This is a genomic window from Pseudoalteromonas sp. J2K-J031 (assembly GCF_058197095.2).
In genome coordinates this window covers 396,220-413,260 of the sequence record NZ_CM200279.1, presented here as the reverse complement: position 1 = coordinate 413,260, position 17,041 = coordinate 396,220, and the positions used below count along the sequence as shown (strand labels likewise).

General features: G+C 38.7%; 14 protein-coding genes. 2 read left to right on the top strand and 12 right to left on the bottom strand.

Annotation, left to right across the window (positions count from 1 at the left end):
- Positions 1 to 2: 2 nt before the first annotated feature.
- The 9 genes from AC3KZC_RS01925 to AC3KZC_RS01885 form a co-directional block, all read right to left on the bottom strand.
- Positions 3 to 830, bottom strand: coding sequence for a Dam family site-specific DNA-(adenine-N6)-methyltransferase (locus AC3KZC_RS01925; protein ID WP_490579822.1), 828 nt, complete (start codon positions 828 to 830; stop codon positions 3 to 5).
- A gap of 53 nt (positions 831 to 883) precedes the next feature.
- Complete coding sequence (locus tag AC3KZC_RS01920) at positions 884 to 2,302, bottom strand: AAA family ATPase (protein WP_490579823.1); 1,419 nt, start codon at positions 2,300 to 2,302, stop codon at positions 884 to 886.
- A complete protein-coding gene (aroB, locus tag AC3KZC_RS01915) occupies positions 2,292 to 3,371 on the bottom strand; it encodes a 3-dehydroquinate synthase (RefSeq protein WP_490579824.1) in 1,080 nt (359 codons plus the stop codon). The genes AC3KZC_RS01920 and aroB overlap by 11 nt, the downstream gene beginning before the upstream one ends.
- Positions 3,372 to 3,390: 19 nt before the next feature.
- Positions 3,391 to 3,909: a shikimate kinase AroK gene (gene aroK, locus AC3KZC_RS01910; RefSeq protein WP_009840538.1), complete on the bottom strand. Its 519-nt coding sequence runs from the start codon at positions 3,907 to 3,909 to the stop codon at positions 3,391 to 3,393.
- 151 nt (positions 3,910 to 4,060) lie between these two features.
- A complete protein-coding gene (locus AC3KZC_RS01905) occupies positions 4,061 to 6,139 on the bottom strand; it encodes a type IV pilus secretin PilQ (RefSeq protein WP_490579825.1) in 2,079 nt (692 codons plus the stop codon).
- On the bottom strand, positions 6,123 to 6,656 hold the full coding sequence (locus tag AC3KZC_RS01900; RefSeq protein ID WP_490579826.1) for a pilus assembly protein PilP: 534 nt from the start codon (positions 6,654 to 6,656) through the stop codon (positions 6,123 to 6,125). Before AC3KZC_RS01900 ends, AC3KZC_RS01905 begins: the two co-directional genes overlap by 17 nt.
- The gene (locus AC3KZC_RS01895; RefSeq protein WP_490579827.1) at positions 6,656 to 7,255 is read right to left on the bottom strand and encodes a type IV pilus inner membrane component PilO; all 600 of its coding nucleotides are present in this window, start codon (positions 7,253 to 7,255) and stop codon (positions 6,656 to 6,658) included. Before AC3KZC_RS01895 ends, AC3KZC_RS01900 begins: the two co-directional genes overlap by 1 nt.
- Positions 7,252 to 7,818, bottom strand: coding sequence for a PilN domain-containing protein (locus AC3KZC_RS01890; protein WP_490579828.1), 567 nt, complete (start codon positions 7,816 to 7,818; stop codon positions 7,252 to 7,254). The genes AC3KZC_RS01895 and AC3KZC_RS01890 overlap by 4 nt, the downstream gene beginning before the upstream one ends.
- The gene (locus AC3KZC_RS01885; RefSeq protein WP_490579829.1) at positions 7,806 to 8,885 is read right to left on the bottom strand and encodes a pilus assembly protein PilM; all 1,080 of its coding nucleotides are present in this window, start codon (positions 8,883 to 8,885) and stop codon (positions 7,806 to 7,808) included. Before AC3KZC_RS01885 ends, AC3KZC_RS01890 begins: the two co-directional genes overlap by 13 nt.
- A gap of 135 nt (positions 8,886 to 9,020) precedes the next feature.
- Between AC3KZC_RS01885 and AC3KZC_RS01880 the strand changes: the two genes are divergently transcribed.
- A complete protein-coding gene (locus AC3KZC_RS01880; RefSeq protein WP_490579830.1) occupies positions 9,021 to 11,483 on the top strand; it encodes a penicillin-binding protein 1A in 2,463 nt (820 codons plus the stop codon).
- Between the two features lie 67 nt (positions 11,484 to 11,550).
- On the opposite strand, the gene metL is transcribed toward AC3KZC_RS01880, so the two are convergent.
- A complete protein-coding gene (gene metL, locus AC3KZC_RS01875) occupies positions 11,551 to 13,896 on the bottom strand; it encodes a bifunctional aspartate kinase/homoserine dehydrogenase II (protein ID WP_490579831.1) in 2,346 nt (781 codons plus the stop codon).
- Between the two features lie 6 nt (positions 13,897 to 13,902).
- Entirely contained in the window at positions 13,903 to 15,168 is a 1,266-nt protein-coding gene (gene metB / locus AC3KZC_RS01870) for a cystathionine gamma-synthase (RefSeq protein WP_490579832.1), read from the bottom strand.
- A 244-nt stretch (positions 15,169 to 15,412) separates the two neighbouring features.
- Between metB and metJ the strand changes: the two genes are divergently transcribed.
- Positions 15,413 to 15,736 (top strand): met regulon transcriptional regulator MetJ, encoded by a 324-nt coding sequence (gene metJ / locus AC3KZC_RS01865; RefSeq protein ID WP_009840547.1) that lies wholly within the window; start codon positions 15,413 to 15,415, stop codon positions 15,734 to 15,736.
- A gap of 40 nt (positions 15,737 to 15,776) precedes the next feature.
- On the opposite strand, the gene AC3KZC_RS01860 is transcribed toward metJ, so the two are convergent.
- The gene (locus tag AC3KZC_RS01860; protein WP_490579833.1) at positions 15,777 to 17,018 is read right to left on the bottom strand and encodes a malic enzyme-like NAD(P)-binding protein; all 1,242 of its coding nucleotides are present in this window, start codon (positions 17,016 to 17,018) and stop codon (positions 15,777 to 15,779) included.
- Between the last annotated feature and the right edge of the window lie 23 nt (positions 17,019 to 17,041).

Here is a 17,041-nt window from a genome sequence, read left to right as displayed (position 1 = left end):
GATCAACCACCCGCTGAATGATAAAGTGCCATTAACTCAGCGACTTTATTACGTGAGCCACCTTTTGGGCTAATAGTCCGTTTAACTTGGATCATATCAAGCGATGCTTGCGTATAAATTTTCCGAGTCCAAACAGTATCATGATTTGAAATTAATACAGGGATCCCCTGCTCAAATGCAGCTCGTTCTGCAAGATTAGCCAACTGAGCTTGGTCATCTAAATCAAACCCACCTTTAGCATAAGCTGTAAAAGAGGCCGTTTTACTTAATGGAACATAAGGCGGATCACAATACACAACGGATGAACGAGGCAAGTTATTAAACACCTCGGCATAACCTTTACAAGTGAAGGTAGCTTTTTGTGATTTTTCAGCGAAAAAATACAGTTCTTTTTCAGGAAAGTATGGCTTTTTATATTTACCAAAAGGGACATTAAAAATTCCTTTTAGATTATAACGACATAAGCCATTGTAACCATGACGATTAAGGTATAAAAATAATACCGCACGCTCATAAGCATCCTGGCTAGCATTGAACTGAACTCGATACTGATAATAAGCATCACTATGATTATTAAGATCAACAAATAACTTTTTGGCGTCGCTGATAAACTCATCAGGTGCATGCTTTAATTCGTTATACAAATTAATGAGATCTGCATTAATGTCATTCAAAAAATAATGCGAGTAATCTGTATTAAGGAAAACGGAACCAGCCCCTGCAAAAGGCTCTACTAATATATCAGCTTCTGGCAGTCGAGCTGTAATTTCATCAACTAGACTATATTTTCCGCCTGCCCACTTTAAAAAAGCGCGTGTTTTTTGTTTCATTTATTAATTAACAATCTTTTTGATTGGGCAATTTTACCCTAAATAGGAGGAGATTACTTACGTTTTAAACGCGCGATTTCATTATTAATTGTGGCGATTGATTTTGAAAATGGCTGCAATTGCAATAACTGAGGAGCAAGTTTAGCCTTTGCTTCTTGGCTTTGGGCAATATCTGTATAAGGCCCAATTGTTACGACCCACCATTGTTTATCATTTCTGACTGCTTGATATATTTTAGGCTCTACTAACTCATGGCTCTCTAAAAACTCGACTAGCACATCGCGATTACTCAAGGCTATAAGCTGTAACATAATCAATTTATCATTTTGATTACTAAACCACTCAAAATCATCCATTAAGTCAGAATTAACTGCAGGCTCTGATGGTTTAACTGCCATCAAATCAACGCCATCAGTGCCCGGTAATTGGGGCTCTTGGGTTAATTGAGGCGCCTTATCAGGATCCAACAATAACTCAGCTAATATATGATTCGGTTGTGCGTTATTGTTAATCTCTACAGTCTCAGTTGTAGCAATTTGGTCATCAGATTGAATAAGCTCAATTGTCGCCTGTTGTTGAACCGACGTTATTTCCGGCTCACTCACCAATAAATCTGCTGCACCTTGCTCTGGTGCAGCATCAAGATTTTCCGATACTGTTACGCTCGGAGTTATGTCAGATATTTCTGTCTGTTGTAATGCAAGGTCTAACTGAACAACGTCTTGATCATTTGCTTGTTGAGATAAAACGGTCGGCTTTTCATAAACAAAATATAAAAAGCTTGAGATTACCACCACCAATAAAATCAGTAACGAAACTAACCAACTCAAATATTGCCGTTTTATTATTTTAGGGTCTGATGCAGGCCCTTCTATTTTAATTTCCCCCCAATTTAAGAGTAAATTAGGATTGCCTTCAGCCGCCTCAATAAAATGCGTAAAAACGGGATCAAACGAGTGTGGCAAACGCTCATAATACATAGCCAGAAACTGACGACTCTCTGGCGCACTCAGAGGCTCAATAAAAATATTGGTCGATTGACTAAATTGCAGCCGGCCTACTGAAGCAGTTAACACTAAAACCTGCTGAAATTGAGTTAACAGCTCAATATCGGCAGTTAGCTCATCACTCAGATACTGAGCATTATCAATCACCAGTAAAATAGGAGTAATACTATAAGTAAGACAAAGCTCTTTGAAATTATCTGTTAATGATAAAGATTGATCGATCAGGGGCGACTTGAAGCTTTGCTCTAATATTTGGCTAATTACAGATAAGTCATCACTTTTACTGTTTAAAGACAAATAAATTTTAGTGAATTCAGGGTATTTGTTTGAGAGAAAAGTTTCAAGTAAATAACTTTTACCTAGTCCTGACTGACCAAGTAATGAAATGATAGGTTGACCATATTCATATTGCAATTCGATACGATCGACCAAAGCTTGTCTGCTGGGTAAGATCCTAGCTTGCATTTGAAGATATCAAATCCTCTAAATCAGCTTCGGTGACATCTGAAACAAGCTCGCATTGGCCAAAACTTTTTGGCAAAATAAAACGAATTGTTCCTAGCTTATTTTTTTTATCTTTTTTCATGTGCTTAATGAATACATCAATGCCCATCTCCTGAGGAAAATGAACAGGTAAATCATAAGCTTTAAGTAGACTTATTATACGCTGTAATTCATTTTGGCTTAGCTTTCCACGCATATAGCCCAGCTTGCAAGCCATAACCATTCCAGCAGAAACAGCTTCTCCATGTAACCAATTACCGTAACCCATCTGGGCTTCGATTGCATGGCCAAATGTATGGCCCAAATTAAGTAAAGCGCGCTGACCTTGCTCGGTCTCATCTTCTGCAACAATTAACGCTTTAATTTCACAACATCTAAAAATAATATGCTCTAAATGTACCGTTGATTGCGCTTTAATTGCTAATACATGTTGCTCAAGGTAAGCGAATAATTCGGTGTCATAAATGAGACCATATTTTATGACTTCAGCCATCCCTGCAGCAAATTCACGCTCTGGAAGAGTGCTCAAACTATTGGTATCAATCAGTACTAGATCGGGCTGATAAAACGCCCCTATCATGTTTTTACCCAGAGGGTGATTAACTGCAGTCTTTCCACCTACAGATGAATCAACTTGTGATAACAACGTTGTAGGGATTTGAATAAAAGGAACTCCACGCTGATAACAGGCAGCTACAAACCCTGTTAAATCACCGATAACACCACCACCTAAGGCAATTAAACAGGTATCACGGCCGCAGTTATTTTCTAATAAAAATGCGGATACCTTTTCAAAATACTCTAATGTTTTATATTGCTCGCCATCAGGTAAAATAATATGAAGTGGATTGCAAGATGCTAATTTGTTTAATAATGATTCTAAATAAAGTGGTGCAACAACCTCATTTGTAACAATAACAGGACGTCGCGATTTGACATAATCAAGAAGGTTAACCCCGGCTTCGAATGTACCGGGGCCAATATATATTGGATAACTACGCTCATCTAAATTAACAGTCAATTCAAGCATAAGCGGTTCTCCATAACTTTTAAAAGTCTAGTTTTTCTATAATCAAGTTAGCTACTACTTTTGCACTTTGTTCATCAGTGCGAACAACAATATCAGAAACTTCCTCGTATAAAGGTACGCGTTCTTCTGATAAGCGTTCAAGAACCTCTTTCGGATCTTCTTCAGTTTGCAATAGAGGACGTTTTTTGTCTCTTTGCGTACGAGCTACTTGTTTTTCGATTGGAGTTTCCAAATAAACTACAATACCACGTGCTGACAACTTATTACGGACATCTTTACTCAGCACTGAACCACCGCCAGTTGCTAATACGATACCCTGCATTTCAGTTAAATCAGAAATTACTGTCTCTTCACGACGTCGAAAGCCTTCTTCACCTTCGATATCGAAAACCCAAGCAATATCAGCGCCCGTGCGACGTTCGATCTCTTGATCAGAGTCGAAAAACTCAAGGTGCAGTTGATCTGCTAAATGACGACCAATGGTGCTTTTACCTGCACCCATAGGGCCCACTAGAAATATATTACGTTTTTCAGCCATATCTGTTTATTACAATCTAACTCTAAAATTTAAAATAAACCCCGCCTACTGAGCTGGCCCCAAAAATTAAGGGGCTGATTATCTCAGTATTCGAATAGGGATTTCAAGTGAAATGAAATAAAAAGGCCCTTTAGGGCCTTTTTATTTTGTTTTAGTCTTTCAAAATCTTCGGCGTTACGAAAATCAACAGTTCTTTCTTCTCTGTTTTCTCACTTGTCCGCTTAAATAAAGTACCCAAATAAGGTATGTCACCTAATAAAGGAACCTTAGAAGAACTATTGATAACTTGCTGTTGATATATACCACCTAAAACTATTGTTTGACCATTCTCAACCAATACCTGTGTTCTAATCTCTTGAGTATTAATAGCAACCGCATTCCCCGTTGGTGTTTGTACCGTGTCGCCCGGTGTATCTTGAGTGATAATTAAATCTAATATGACTTTATTATCAGGTGTAATATGAGGCGTTACTTCAAGACTTAATACCGCCTTTTTAAACTCAACCGTTGTCGCACCACTAGAAGCTGCTTGAACATAAGGTATCTCAGTACCTTGCTCAATACGTGCTTTCTTTTGATTAGCAGTGGTAATACGCGGACTTGCAATAATCTCTGCTTTATTTTCTTGTTCTAATGCCGAGAGCTCTAAATCAATTAATGTACCATCAGCCAACTTCGCAACATGCATACCAATACTACCTGCTGGATTAGCTACTGGTAAATTCACATTTAAACGCTCAGCTATTGTAGGGATGATACCTGTAGATATTTTTTGGGCGCCAGTTAATGAACCCGAAAGGCCATCTGTTAATTGTTGATCACTAAACCCCCAACGAATACCTAAATCTTCTTGTACGCTGTCACGTACAGTCACCATTCGAGATTCGATAACAACTTGTTTAACAGCAACATCTAAGGTTTCAACCATACGGCGAACGTTTTCAATACTTTTTGCTGTGTCTTTGATTAGTAATGTATTAGTACGTGCATCAACTGAAACAGCACCTCGTGTAGACATTATAGAGTTGCCTTGCGAGATAAGTAACGTTGAGAAATCTTCTGCTTTGGCATAGTTAAGCTGGATATACTCACTGTAAAGCGGTTCTAAGTTTTCAACTTGTTGCTTGGCTTTTAATTCCTTTGCTTCTCTTGCTGCTAACTCTTCTGTTGGAGCAACCATTAAGATTGAACCATCCATACGCTTATCTAAACCTTTAACGCGAAGTACTATGTCAAGCGCTTGATCCCAAGGTACACCATCTAAACGAAGCGTTACATTCCCGTTAACCGAATCACTAGTCACTAAATTGAAACCATTTAAATCGGCAATTATTTGTAATACAGAACGAATAGAAATATCTTGGAAGTTCAGCGACATAGGCTTTCCTTGATAATTTTTACCATCACCTAAAAAGCTTTTCTTTGAGGTATCTTTTTCAACTGTTAGGGTAAAAATATTATCAAGTTGCTGGTAGTTGTAATCAAATTCACTAGTTGTATCGATTACAATACGGCTATTAGCACCATCTTTAAAGGTTTCAATTGTATTAACAACAGTACCATAATCCATTACATCTAATTGGTATAATAAATCATCAAGAATGTCAGTATTGTGGAAAACAGCGACAACTTTCCCCGCCTTTTCAGATACATCGATTGCAGCCATATTCTCTTGTAAGAAAATTAAGATACGCGCTTCGCCTTTTTCACCACGACGAAAATCAACAGCTTGAATCTTATTAATATACGTTTGAGAGTTATCAATGGTATTTGTTTCAGCAGCATCCTGGGTCGGATTATCCGAAACATGGAGGTAAAATAAGTTTTTATCAGTTCGTGTTTGATATATTTTTAAATGATCTAAAAAAATCGTTACTTTAAAGCCATCATTTACAAATTCATTCGTTACTTTTTTTACACCGGCTTTATTGATTAAAACCTCTGTTAAATTCTCTTCGTAATCAGCTTCATCGAAGAAGAGTTCAATACGAGCAGGCTCACTGAATACCTGAATTTTTGGCTCAATATAAATCTCTTCATCGAATACGAATTCGATTTCTGTTTCACCCTCAAGTAAAGGGTTATATCGTACATCGTATAATAGAGGCACAGCACTTGCTGAAGATGCCATCAGTATAAACAACAAACTAAGAATTGCTGATAGACGTTGATTCAACTTAGTTATTCCCTTGTGCATATAATTAAGCCCTTTATTATTTTTTGGATGCATTGCCCGCCTCCACTATTTCTACTTTTGTCAGGCGTTCTTTCCAACATCCTGCACCATCAGGTATCATTTCTAGTAGCTCAATATAGCTACCTTTAACTTGCAGTACTTTACCGTGATAAAGGCCCATATAATTACCTCTAGTAACACGATAAAGAGTCTCATCTGAAGCAGTAATCAATGCCCAAGTATCCAAGCCACTACCTAAAGTACCTTTCATCTTGATGTTATCAAGTGGATAACCTTCTAACGGCTCTTTTTTACGTTTAGGATCTGGATGCAAACAGTTTTGAACTTGCAATAAATTATCCTGAATAACTTCAGGCTTTGGCGCCACAAATGGGCTCCTCAGTTCCTGTGCGTTATAAGCAAAGTGCTCAAACTGAGTTATTTCAGGAATAGGCTCAACTTTCGCTTTAGTTGCAGCACGAACTTGATTAATAAATTCTTGTTGCTCTGTAATATCATCAAAACAACCAGTAAGTAATAAAGGTAACACAATAAAGGCGACTTTTTTCATTATTGAGTTTCCTCATAACGATAAGTTTTCGCAACCACACTAAAGTGCAGACGCTCATCACCTTTAGATTCAATATTGAAATCATGCAAACTAACAATTCGAGGCAATTGCGCAACTTTACTTACAAACTCACCAAACTCGTGGTAACTCCCAACAACCTCAATTTTAATTGGTAGCTCGGTGTAAAACTCTTTTTCTATTTCAGGTAGCCAGCCAATTTTATTAAACGTTAAACCACTCGTTGTACCTACATAAGATAAATCATCGAGTAAGCCTGGCGTTTCATTTGAGGTAGGTAAACGTTTGAGTAATTGAGAGAACTTATCTTCCATTTCAATCATTTGTTGTTTGTAAGTTTCTAAATTACTTGCAACTGCATACTTAACTTTAAAGGTCGTTCTTAATTCTTCTTCTTTAGCCACTGCATTGTCGTAGGCTTCAATTTCACCTGAAACAAAGAGATTGTAGGTCAGTATCGAAACAGCAAATGCGACAACAATAGCCGCTATAAACTTTACAGCGACAGGCCAAGAACCAATATTCTCTAAATCTAATTCACTAAAATCAATTTCATTAAGTGATTTCAAATCAATATTCATTTGCCAGCCTCTCCAATTTGCTCAAACGGCTTAACACTGAATTGCATGTTAAAATCACTTAATAATCGAGATTGTTTCTCAACCGCGATAATGTCTTGCATAACCGGTTTTTCAAATAAATATGAACCTTCTAGCTGCCTCAACATTGCAGATAGACGATTATTAGACTCGCTTTTACCGACTATTTGAAGCGCCCTGTCTTTACGCTCTAAGCTTGTTAAATAGACACCTGAAGGAACCATTTTTGCCAGTTCATCCATAATCTGCGTACCTAAGTTACGACTACTTTGTAACTCTTCGATTAGGCGCATCCGTTGTTGCAAGCTATCCTTTTTCTTATCAAGCTCTTTTATCTCTGCGATTCGCTTATCTAAAACTAATATTTCAGCTGTTAAAAAGCCATTTCTTAGATTTTGGCCTTCTTTCATTGATGAATAGACCATACTGATAACAAACATGGAACCGAATGAAATAAGAGTGACCAGAAACAAAATTGAAAGATATTGCTTTTGCGCCTCTTTACGCGAAGCTTCGCGCCAAGGCAGCAGATTTATATGTGGCATGGCGAGAAACTCCTCAAAGCTAATCCTGTTGCTACTGCCAATTGTGCTTTATTTTTATCTAGCTGCTCTCTATCAATTGTCGGAGCAAGCTCCATACTACTGAATGGATCAATAATAATAGAGTGTATGCCTAATTCATCAACAAGTAACTTCTCAAGACCTCTAATCAATGATGTTCCACCTGATAGGACGATGTAATCAATCTGATCTTTACCCGTTGTAGTTAAAAACATTTGCACCGCGCGACGAACTTGTTGCAAAAATGCTGTTTGAAAAGGAGCTAATACTTCAAATGTATAGTTAGGAGGCAAATCACCGTTTATCTTAGCAAGTTCAGCTTCATCAAAACTTTTATTGTAATACGATACGATTGTGTTGGTATATTGCTCTCCACCAAACACTTGGTCTCGTGTATAAATGGTTTGCCCTTTTTGCACAACACTAACAAGTGTTAGTGATGCACCCACGTCAATAAATGCTACGATTTTATTAGCTGCATCAGCAGGTAAAGATGCATAGCATAAATCTATATTCCGACTTAATGCATATGCCTCAACGTCAACAACTTTAGGTTCAAAACCTGCGGCATCAATCGCACCGACACGGGCCTCAATGCTCTCTGTTCGTGCTGCAGAAAGTAATACATTGACTTTTGATGGATCGGACTCATTAATATGAAGCTTTTCGAAATCAAGACTAACTTCATCTAAAGGGTATGGAATAAGACTATCAGCTTCAATCTCAATTTGGGATTCAAGCTCACTGTCAGTTAATGCAACATCCATGAAAATAACTTTAGTGATCACAGTTTGACCAGAAACAGCCACTGCAGCTTGTTGCACTGATTTAGGCATCTTCTTTCGAATTTTGCTAATAACTCGAGAAACAGCTTCAATATCTTGAATAGATCGCTCAACCATAGCACCTTTGGGCATAGGTTCGATAGCAATTGCCTCTAATCGATAATGTGCGTCTTTTTGGCTTAATAGGACAGCTTTGACTGAGTGTGAACCAATATCAATACCGACCATCCATACAGAAGGCTTTTTTATAAGTTTCGTTAACATAACTCTAACGCTATCCTTTTTTTTTATAATTATAATAACTTTATAAAATCTAGCGAAAAATTTTTAATTCATTTTTTAATCAGGATATACTACCAGTGTTAAAACCTAAATGGGAGTCTGTTTAAGGATATTTAAGTGACTTTATTTAAAAACATTTTACGTTTTCTTATCATTTGTAGCGCTTTAGGTATTTTGAGCATAATAGGTTTGTACTATTATGTTAAATCAGATATTCCAAGTGTGAAGGTTTTAAAAGACGTCCAGCTACAATCACCACTTTTAGTTTTTACTAAAGATGGCAAGTTAATTAATCAGTTTGGTGAAAAAAGACGCATTCCTTTAAGCATCGAACAAATGCCTCAAGACTTAATAAATGCGCTTATTGCGACTGAGGATAGTCGTTTTTATGATCATCCCGGTGTTGATCCTATCGGTATTATCCGTTCTGCTATTGTACTTATAACTACCGGAGAGAAAAAGCAAGGTGCCAGTACGTTAACCATGCAGGTTGCAAGGGGGTTTTTCTTAACACGTGAAAAAGCCTACATACGTAAAATTAAAGAAATATTTATCGCTTTACACATTGAGGAGTTACTTAGTAAAGACGAAATTTTAGAACTTTATCTAAACAAAATGGAGTTTGGTAACCGAGCATTTGGCGTTGGTGCTGCTGCACAAGTTTATTTTGGTAAGCACATAAGTGAATTAACACTTTCGCAACATGCAATGCTCACTGGTTTATTACAAGCCCCCTCTGCTTTAAATCCTTTTAGGCACCCACAAAGAGCTAAAAAACGCCGAAACATTGTTTTAGCGAGAATGCTCGATGAAAAGTACATAACTGAAGCTGTGTATCAAGATGCAATTAATGAACCTATCACCGTTAAGTTCCATGGGGCAGAAATTGAAGTGTCAGCACCTTATCTATCAGAAATGGTGCGCGCTGAAATGGTCAAAATGTTTGGTGAAGAGGATGCATATAATAAGGGGCTTCGCGTTTACACAACCATTGATGCCAATACACAATTAATGGCCGAAAAAGCAGTTATAGATAACCTAGAGCAATACGATACACGTCATGGTTATCGTGGCCCAAACCTTCATTTGTGGGATTTTGAAACACAAGAAGCATGGGCACCTCGTGATATTCTTGATTACCTAGCACAAGCTAAAGAATTTAATGATTTAAAAGCCGCTGTCGTTACCGGCGTTCAAGAACAGTCAATTACAGCTCTTGTTAAAGATGGTCGTTTTATTACGGTGCAATGGGATGGATTGAAGTGGGCTCGGGCTTATTTACGTAACAGCAAACAAGGCCCAGCACCTTCAAGTGCAAGCCAAATACTTAATACTGGTGCTGTTGTTTGGTTAAAAGAGTCGCAAGATGGCCACTGGAGCTTAAGTCAAATTCCTCAAGTATCTGGCGCTCTTGTTTCTTTAAACCCACAAGATGGTGCGATTAAAGCGATTGTTGGAGGATATAGTTTTGAACAAAGTCAGTACAATCGTGCTGTTCAGGCTAAACGCCAAGTTGGCTCCAACATCAAACCTTTTATTTACTCTGCCGCTCTAGAGAATGGATTCACACTCGCAAGCATTGTGAATGATGCTCCAATCAATAAATGGGACGAAACAAATGGCACCGCATGGCGTCCTAAAAATGATCCCGAGGTTTATGTTGGGCCTATCCGCGTAAGACGTGCACTTGCCGAATCCAAAAACGTTATTTCTGTTCGTTTATTAAGAGCGGTCGGACTTAATAAAACCGCTGACTATTTACTTGGATTTGGCTTTAGCCCTGCAGATATCCAACGCAATGAATCTCTTGCTCTTGGCAGTATCTCCCTCTCTCCACTCGAGCTTGCAACAGGTATGGCGGCGTTTGCTAATGGAGGCCACTTAATTGAGCCTTTTTTTATTGAACGTATTAATGATGCCAATAATAACCTCCTAAAACAGACTCAACCTTTAGTTGCGTGTGCCGAATGCTCAAATGATGAGATAAAAGATAGTTTTCACTATGCACCGCGTGTAATAAGCGTACAAAACTCATTTTTGATTGCAGATGCGTTAAAAAGCGGGATTTGGGGTGGTGGTAGCTGGCAACATAAAACAGCGTGGCAAGGTACAGGTTGGCGCGCTCAAAAGCTAAAGCGTCATGATTTATCAGGTAAAACAGGTACTACCAATGACGCTGTTGATACATGGTTTACTGGTTTCAATCGTGACTTACTCACTACCACCTGGGTTGGTTTTGATAATCCAGGCATTCCGCTTGGTCGTACAAGCTACAATAGCAACCTGGATAAAAACCAGACTTTCGGTGGCGAGTCAGGTGCTAAAACAGCACTTCCTGCATGGCTCAGTTTCATGGAATATGCACTTGAAGGCATGCCACAATCAAATGTCTATCAACCTGATGGGTTAATTTCGGTAAGAATTGATTTTGCCTCAGGGCTATTAAGTGACAAAACTGACCACCGCAGCGGTTTTGAATTTTTCACCAAAGAGACTGTGCCAACCCAATACGCACAACCAAAAGCTGAAGCCATCTTTGAAGTCAATTCGCCGGAGTCTGAAGGTGAAGAACTGTTTTAATCATCGATATTGAAAAGGCACAAAAAAAGGCGCGATGCGCCTTTTTTTTATTTTTAGCTTTAATCAGTTACTTAGCAAGTGAAACACAAAGCCAATATAAATCCGAATGTACTCCAGCCGCTGTTACTTCTTTACCAGCGCCAGGGCCTTGGATCACCAGTGGATTATCTTGGTACCAACGGCTATTAATAACAAAAATATTATCACCCGGCTTTAAAGTCGCTAAAGAATCTTGCTTAGCAACACCTTGCAGCCCAACCCGAGCAGTCACTTTATCACCCGATAAAACGAGTTCAGCAACATAACGTAATACCTTATCTTCCAACGCTGCTTGTGCTGCAAGCTCACTCACATAAGTATCGAGCAAAGGTAGATTATCAACAAAAAATGCCCAATCACCTTCGCTCAATGCTTGAGGCATTAAAGGCGAAAGCGCAATATCATCAAGCTCCAAGGTTAAACCTAACTCTCTGGCTAAAATAAGTAATTTACGCTGTACATCCCGACCAGAAAGATCCTCTCTTGGATCGGGTTCACTATAACCCATTGCTTTTGCTTGCATCACTAGCTCAGAGAAAGGCACTTCACCAGTATAGTGACAACAAAGCCACGACAACGTACCAGAGAAAACACCACTTAGCCTTTGCACTTTATCGCCTGAATTTTGCAAATCATTTAAAGCAAAATTAATCGGTAATCCGGCACCAACAGAGGTATTGTAACGCCACTGCAAATTACGTAACTTTAAATTTTGTTGTAATTGCTCATACCAAGCAAGTGGAGCCGTTCCTGCATATTTATTAGCGCAAATAAGATGACAGTTATGCTCAACAAATTGAGGGTATAATTGACTAAACTGCTCACTTGCTGTGATATCAATTACTAACTTATGTTCATAATCAAGCTCAGCCAAATGGCTTAATAATTCAGTTTCATGATATGAAACTGAATTTTCCTGCCACGCAGCTTGCCAATTTTGTACATCAATACCGGTTGGATTGAATAGCATTTGCTCGCTTCGAATTAAACCAACCAATTCCACAGGCAACAATGTATTGAGACGACTTAACTGCTCTTTTAACTGTTCAAGAAACACGGTACCAACATTGCCCAAACCTGCAACAACCACAGCTAACTCTTGTGACACACTGACTAACTTATCATGCAAAATTGTCAGTCTATCGGTATCAAACTGCTGCTCACAAAGCAGAATACAATAATCATCATGGCTATAAGCAAAACGTAAATTAACATTATTTTCTGCCAAAATTGATTTTGCGGCCTGTGCCAACTGATGACCATCACCATGTTGGCAAACTAAAGCGATACCTGAAACGTTCGACTCGACTAAATTACAACGCCCAGCCAACAAGGCCAATACCTGACGCCCCAAAGCAGCTGGTACGAGTAAATATACTTCACCTTGTTCAACAAAATGATGCAAAGCGTGCTGCACTACTCGACTAAGCTCACCTACTTCACCTTCATGTAAATCAGCTACTTTTAATAAATCGTAATGATCTAAATTAGTGATAAAGCGCTTTTGTTTGGCAAAACCCTCTTTCACAATTTCAGTCGCTGCACTACTACTATCAAAACTGCTGCGCACAACGAGCTTAATGTCGGTATCTTTAAGCGGTGTTAATGTTTTGGCATGTAAAACCGGATTACCTAATCGAGCAAGTAAATTTGCCTGACCACGACAAATTTTGCCATAACGAATAGCCTGCTTTACTTTACGTGGATCAGTACTAAATACGCCTTGGGTATCAGTCCATATTGAAACACTGGCAGCAGAGATATAACGTGCAAATAACGTAGCGCTGTAATCACTGCCATTACGCCCTAACGTCACTGTATTACCTTGCTCGTCACTGGCTATAAAGCCTGTAACAACATTATATTTATCAAGATTAAACTGCTGGCAAGCACTTTCATTTTGTTGATGCAGTAAAACACCTTGCTCTAAAACCAGTAAATCTCTTGCATCAAAGCTTTGTGCGGCAACACTAAGTTGCTGTAAATATAAGCCAAGTAATCGTGCAGACCACAGCTCACCATGAGCTAAAAGATGCGCTTCTTCGAGATGCTTTTGAGTAATTTTTTTAGTAATCGAAATAAGCTCTGAATCTAATTGCTCTAATGCCACTTTTTTAAAAGTATCGGTTAATAAGTCATTAATTAAATCAAACTGATTTGCAGAGAGTAAGGCCAAAACATCATTTACGGCCTGTTGATCAGACTGCTGATAACTTTGCCACAATTTAACTAATGTATCGGTTGTTTTACCTGCCGCAGAAACAACAATCACGTCACCTAATGTGGCTTGTTGTAAAATTATATTGGCGACCGCATGATATCGCTGCGCGCTGCTTAAGCTAGAACCACCAAATTTATGAACTGAACGAATCATATTAAATTACCATAATGCAACGTGAGCGGGACTAAAACTAAATGCAGCAGAAGAGTCATTTTTCTCGTCTGATTGCACTGATTTTGAAACAGATACCGGGCTAATATCCGCCTCACCTGGGCGAGTTTCAGAAAAATTTCGTTCTAAATCAGCTAATAAATCTTCAACATCTTCAATACCAACGGAAATTCGAATTAATGTATCACCCACACCGGCTTCTAAACGTGCTTTTGGATCCATCCCTGCATGCGTCATAGTCGCAGGGTGGCAAATTAAACTTTCAACGCCACCTAAAGACTCAGCCAACGTGAAATGCTTAAAATTAGTTAAAAAGCGGGCGGCATCATTGATATCACCTTTGATATCAAAACTCACCATCCCACCAAAACCACGTTGTTGTTTTTTCGCTAACTCATGCTGCGGATGCGATTCAAGGCCCGGGTAATAAACACTTTTAATAAAAGGACTACGCTCTAAATATTGTGCAATTGCAAAAGCATTTTGCTCATGTTGTTTAATCCTAACATTTAATGTACGAATGCCACGCAAGGTTAAATAACTATCAAATGGCGCACCAGTAATACCAATGTTATTAGCCCACCAAGCAAGCTCATCACCTAACTCTTGCGTACGAACTATAACAGCGCCACCCACTACATCTGAGTGACCATTAATATATTTAGTGGTTGAATGCACAACAACATCAACCCCGAACTCAATTGGATTTTGCAAAGCTGGTGATAAAAAGGTGTTATCTGCAGCCACTAATGCGCCGCATTTTTGCGCCGTAGCGACAACTTTAGCAATATCAGTCAAACGCAATAACGGGTTGCTCGGTGTTTCAATCCAAATTAATTTTGGTTTGATTTGCTCAATTTCTACAAAACTTTGCTCAAGTGTAAAATTAACTACCTTTAATTTTAATAAACCACGTCTTTCTAAGCTGGTAAATAAACGATAACTACCACCATAACAATCATGCGGGATCACGAGTGTATCTTGACTTGATAACAATTGAGTGACCAAATGAACTGCGGCCATACCCGTTGCTGTAACAATGCCTTTAACGCCACCTTCAAGCTCTGCTAATGTTTCAGCTAAAATATCACGCGTAGGGTTACCACTGCGGCCATAGTCATATGCACGTTTAGTATTGAAATCAGCAAACGAATAAGTCGTTGATAAATAAAGAGGTGGTACAACAGCACCATGATGTTTATCCGCTTCAATTCCTTTACGGACTGCGATAGTCGTTTTTTTGGTATCGTTCATTTTAAAACCCACAAACAGTTAGATGTTTAGACGTCTAAAAGGTTAGATTATCATCAAGGAGAAGTCAAAACATTTATACGTCTAAATAGCTAAATAAATGGTATTTGACTATATATTTTAAACCGATAAAATTTCGCCACGACAAAGCCAATAACTTTAGATTATAAATAATATCTTTTTGAATTTATAATCATTACAACATTGGCAAACAAGGCACGCAGTTCAATTAAGGCAACCAATATTTATGGCAACAAAATGGAATGGTGAATACATTCACCCATATGCAGAGCACGGTAAAAAATCTGAGCAAGTAAAAAAAATTACCGTTTCTATCCCACTAAATGTGCTTAAAGTGTTAACTGATGAGCGTACGCGCCGCCAAGTTAATAACTTACGCCACGCCACCAATAGTGAATTGTTATGTGAAGCTTTTCTTCATGCTTTTACTGGTCAACCGCTACCTAATGATGAAGATTTACGTAAAGATAACCCTGAACATGTGCCAGCCGAAGTCCGCGACATTATGCTTAGAATGGGATTAGAACTCCCCGTTTTAGAAGACGAATAAAAAAAGCCTCAACTAAGTTGAGGCTTTTTTAACGTATTAATTATTCCATGTAATTATCTGGTAAAGGAATTCTAGCAACTCCTGATGCTACCGCAGCTTTGGCCACTGCCAATGCCACTCGAGGCAATAAACGCGGATCCATTGGTTTTGGAATAATATAGTGCTTACCAAATTCCAATCCATCGACACCAGCAGCTTGCAACACCTCAACAGGAACAGGCTCCTTCGCTATCTGGCGAATTGCATTTACCGCAGCAATTTTCATTTCATCATTAATTGTTTTTGCTCGCACATCAAGCGCACCACGGAAAATAAACGGAAAACACAACACGTTATTCACTTGGTTTGGATAATCAGAACGGCCTGTTGCCATGATTAAATCTGAACGCGCTGCATTTGCTTCATCGGGATGAATCTCAGGATCTGGATTCGAACATGCAAAAACAACAGGCTTATCAGCCATTAACTTTAAGTCATCCGCTGTAATTAAATTAGGGCCTGACACACCAACAAACACATCGGCATCAGTGATCACATCTTGCAAAGTGCGCTTATCAGTATTATTTGCAAACAGCTCTTTATATTCGTTTAAATCATCACGACGCGTATGAATGACGCCTTTGCGATCTAGCATATAAATATGCTCACGCTGAGCACCACACTTAATCAAAAGCTCCATACAGGCTATCGCGGCCGCACCTGCGCCCAAACACACGATTTGCGCATCATGCAAGTTTTTACCTTGTACTTCTAACGCATTAAGCATACCTGCTGCAGTTACAATCGCAGTGCCATGCTGGTCATCATGAAATACTGGAATATCACAACGCTCAATTAAGGCTTTTTCGATTTCAAAACACTCAGGTGCTTTAATATCTTCAAGATTGATGCCACCAAAAGTGTCAGCAATATTTTCAACCGTATTAATGAAGTCTTCTGTAGTGCGGTGCTTTACTTCAATATCAATAGAATCAATGCCCGCAAAGCGCTTAAACAATAACGCTTTACCTTCCATCACAGGTTTAGATGCGAGTGGGCCTAAATTTCCTAATCCCAAAATTGCCGTACCATTTGAAATAACAGCAACTAAATTACCTTTAGCGGTATATTTATAAGCATCAGCTGGATTTGCTGCAATTTCTCGAACAGGCTCAGCAACTCCTGGGCTATATGCTAGCGCAAGATCTTTGGCTGTTTCAGCGGGTTTTGATAATTCAATACTGATTTTACCTGGAACGGGTTCGGCATGATATTTTAAAGCTTGTTCTCTAAAGTCTGACATGAGGCGATATTTTCCTGCAAGAA

Excerpts from the sequence above, each read along its gene's own strand:
- AC3KZC_RS01925 (WP_490579822.1), bottom strand. The coding sequence starts at position 830 with ATGAAACAAAAAACACGCGCTTTTTTAAAGTGGGCAGGCGGAAAATAT.
- AC3KZC_RS01920 (WP_490579823.1), bottom strand. The coding sequence starts at position 2,302 with ATGCAAGCTAGGATCTTACCCAGCAGACAAGCTTTGGTCGATCGTATC.
- aroB (WP_490579824.1), bottom strand. The coding sequence starts at position 3,371 with ATGCTTGAATTGACTGTTAATTTAGATGAGCGTAGTTATCCAATATAT.
- aroK (WP_009840538.1), bottom strand. The coding sequence starts at position 3,909 with ATGGCTGAAAAACGTAATATATTTCTAGTGGGCCCTATGGGTGCAGGT.
- AC3KZC_RS01905 (WP_490579825.1), bottom strand. The coding sequence starts at position 6,139 with ATGCATCCAAAAAATAATAAAGGGCTTAATTATATGCACAAGGGAATA.
- AC3KZC_RS01900 (WP_490579826.1), bottom strand. The coding sequence starts at position 6,656 with ATGAAAAAAGTCGCCTTTATTGTGTTACCTTTATTACTTACTGGTTGT.
- AC3KZC_RS01895 (WP_490579827.1), bottom strand. The coding sequence starts at position 7,255 with ATGAATATTGATTTGAAATCACTTAATGAAATTGATTTTAGTGAATTA.
- AC3KZC_RS01890 (WP_490579828.1), bottom strand. The coding sequence starts at position 7,818 with ATGCCACATATAAATCTGCTGCCTTGGCGCGAAGCTTCGCGTAAAGAG.
- AC3KZC_RS01885 (WP_490579829.1), bottom strand. The coding sequence starts at position 8,885 with ATGTTAACGAAACTTATAAAAAAGCCTTCTGTATGGATGGTCGGTATT.
- metL (WP_490579831.1), bottom strand. The coding sequence starts at position 13,896 with ATGATTCGTTCAGTTCATAAATTTGGTGGTTCTAGCTTAAGCAGCGCG.
- metB (WP_490579832.1), bottom strand. The coding sequence starts at position 15,168 with ATGAACGATACCAAAAAAACGACTATCGCAGTCCGTAAAGGAATTGAA.
- metJ (WP_009840547.1), top strand. The coding sequence starts at position 15,413 with ATGGCAACAAAATGGAATGGTGAATACATTCACCCATATGCAGAGCAC.
- AC3KZC_RS01860 (WP_490579833.1), bottom strand. The coding sequence starts at position 17,018 with ATGTCAGACTTTAGAGAACAAGCTTTAAAATATCATGCCGAACCCGTT.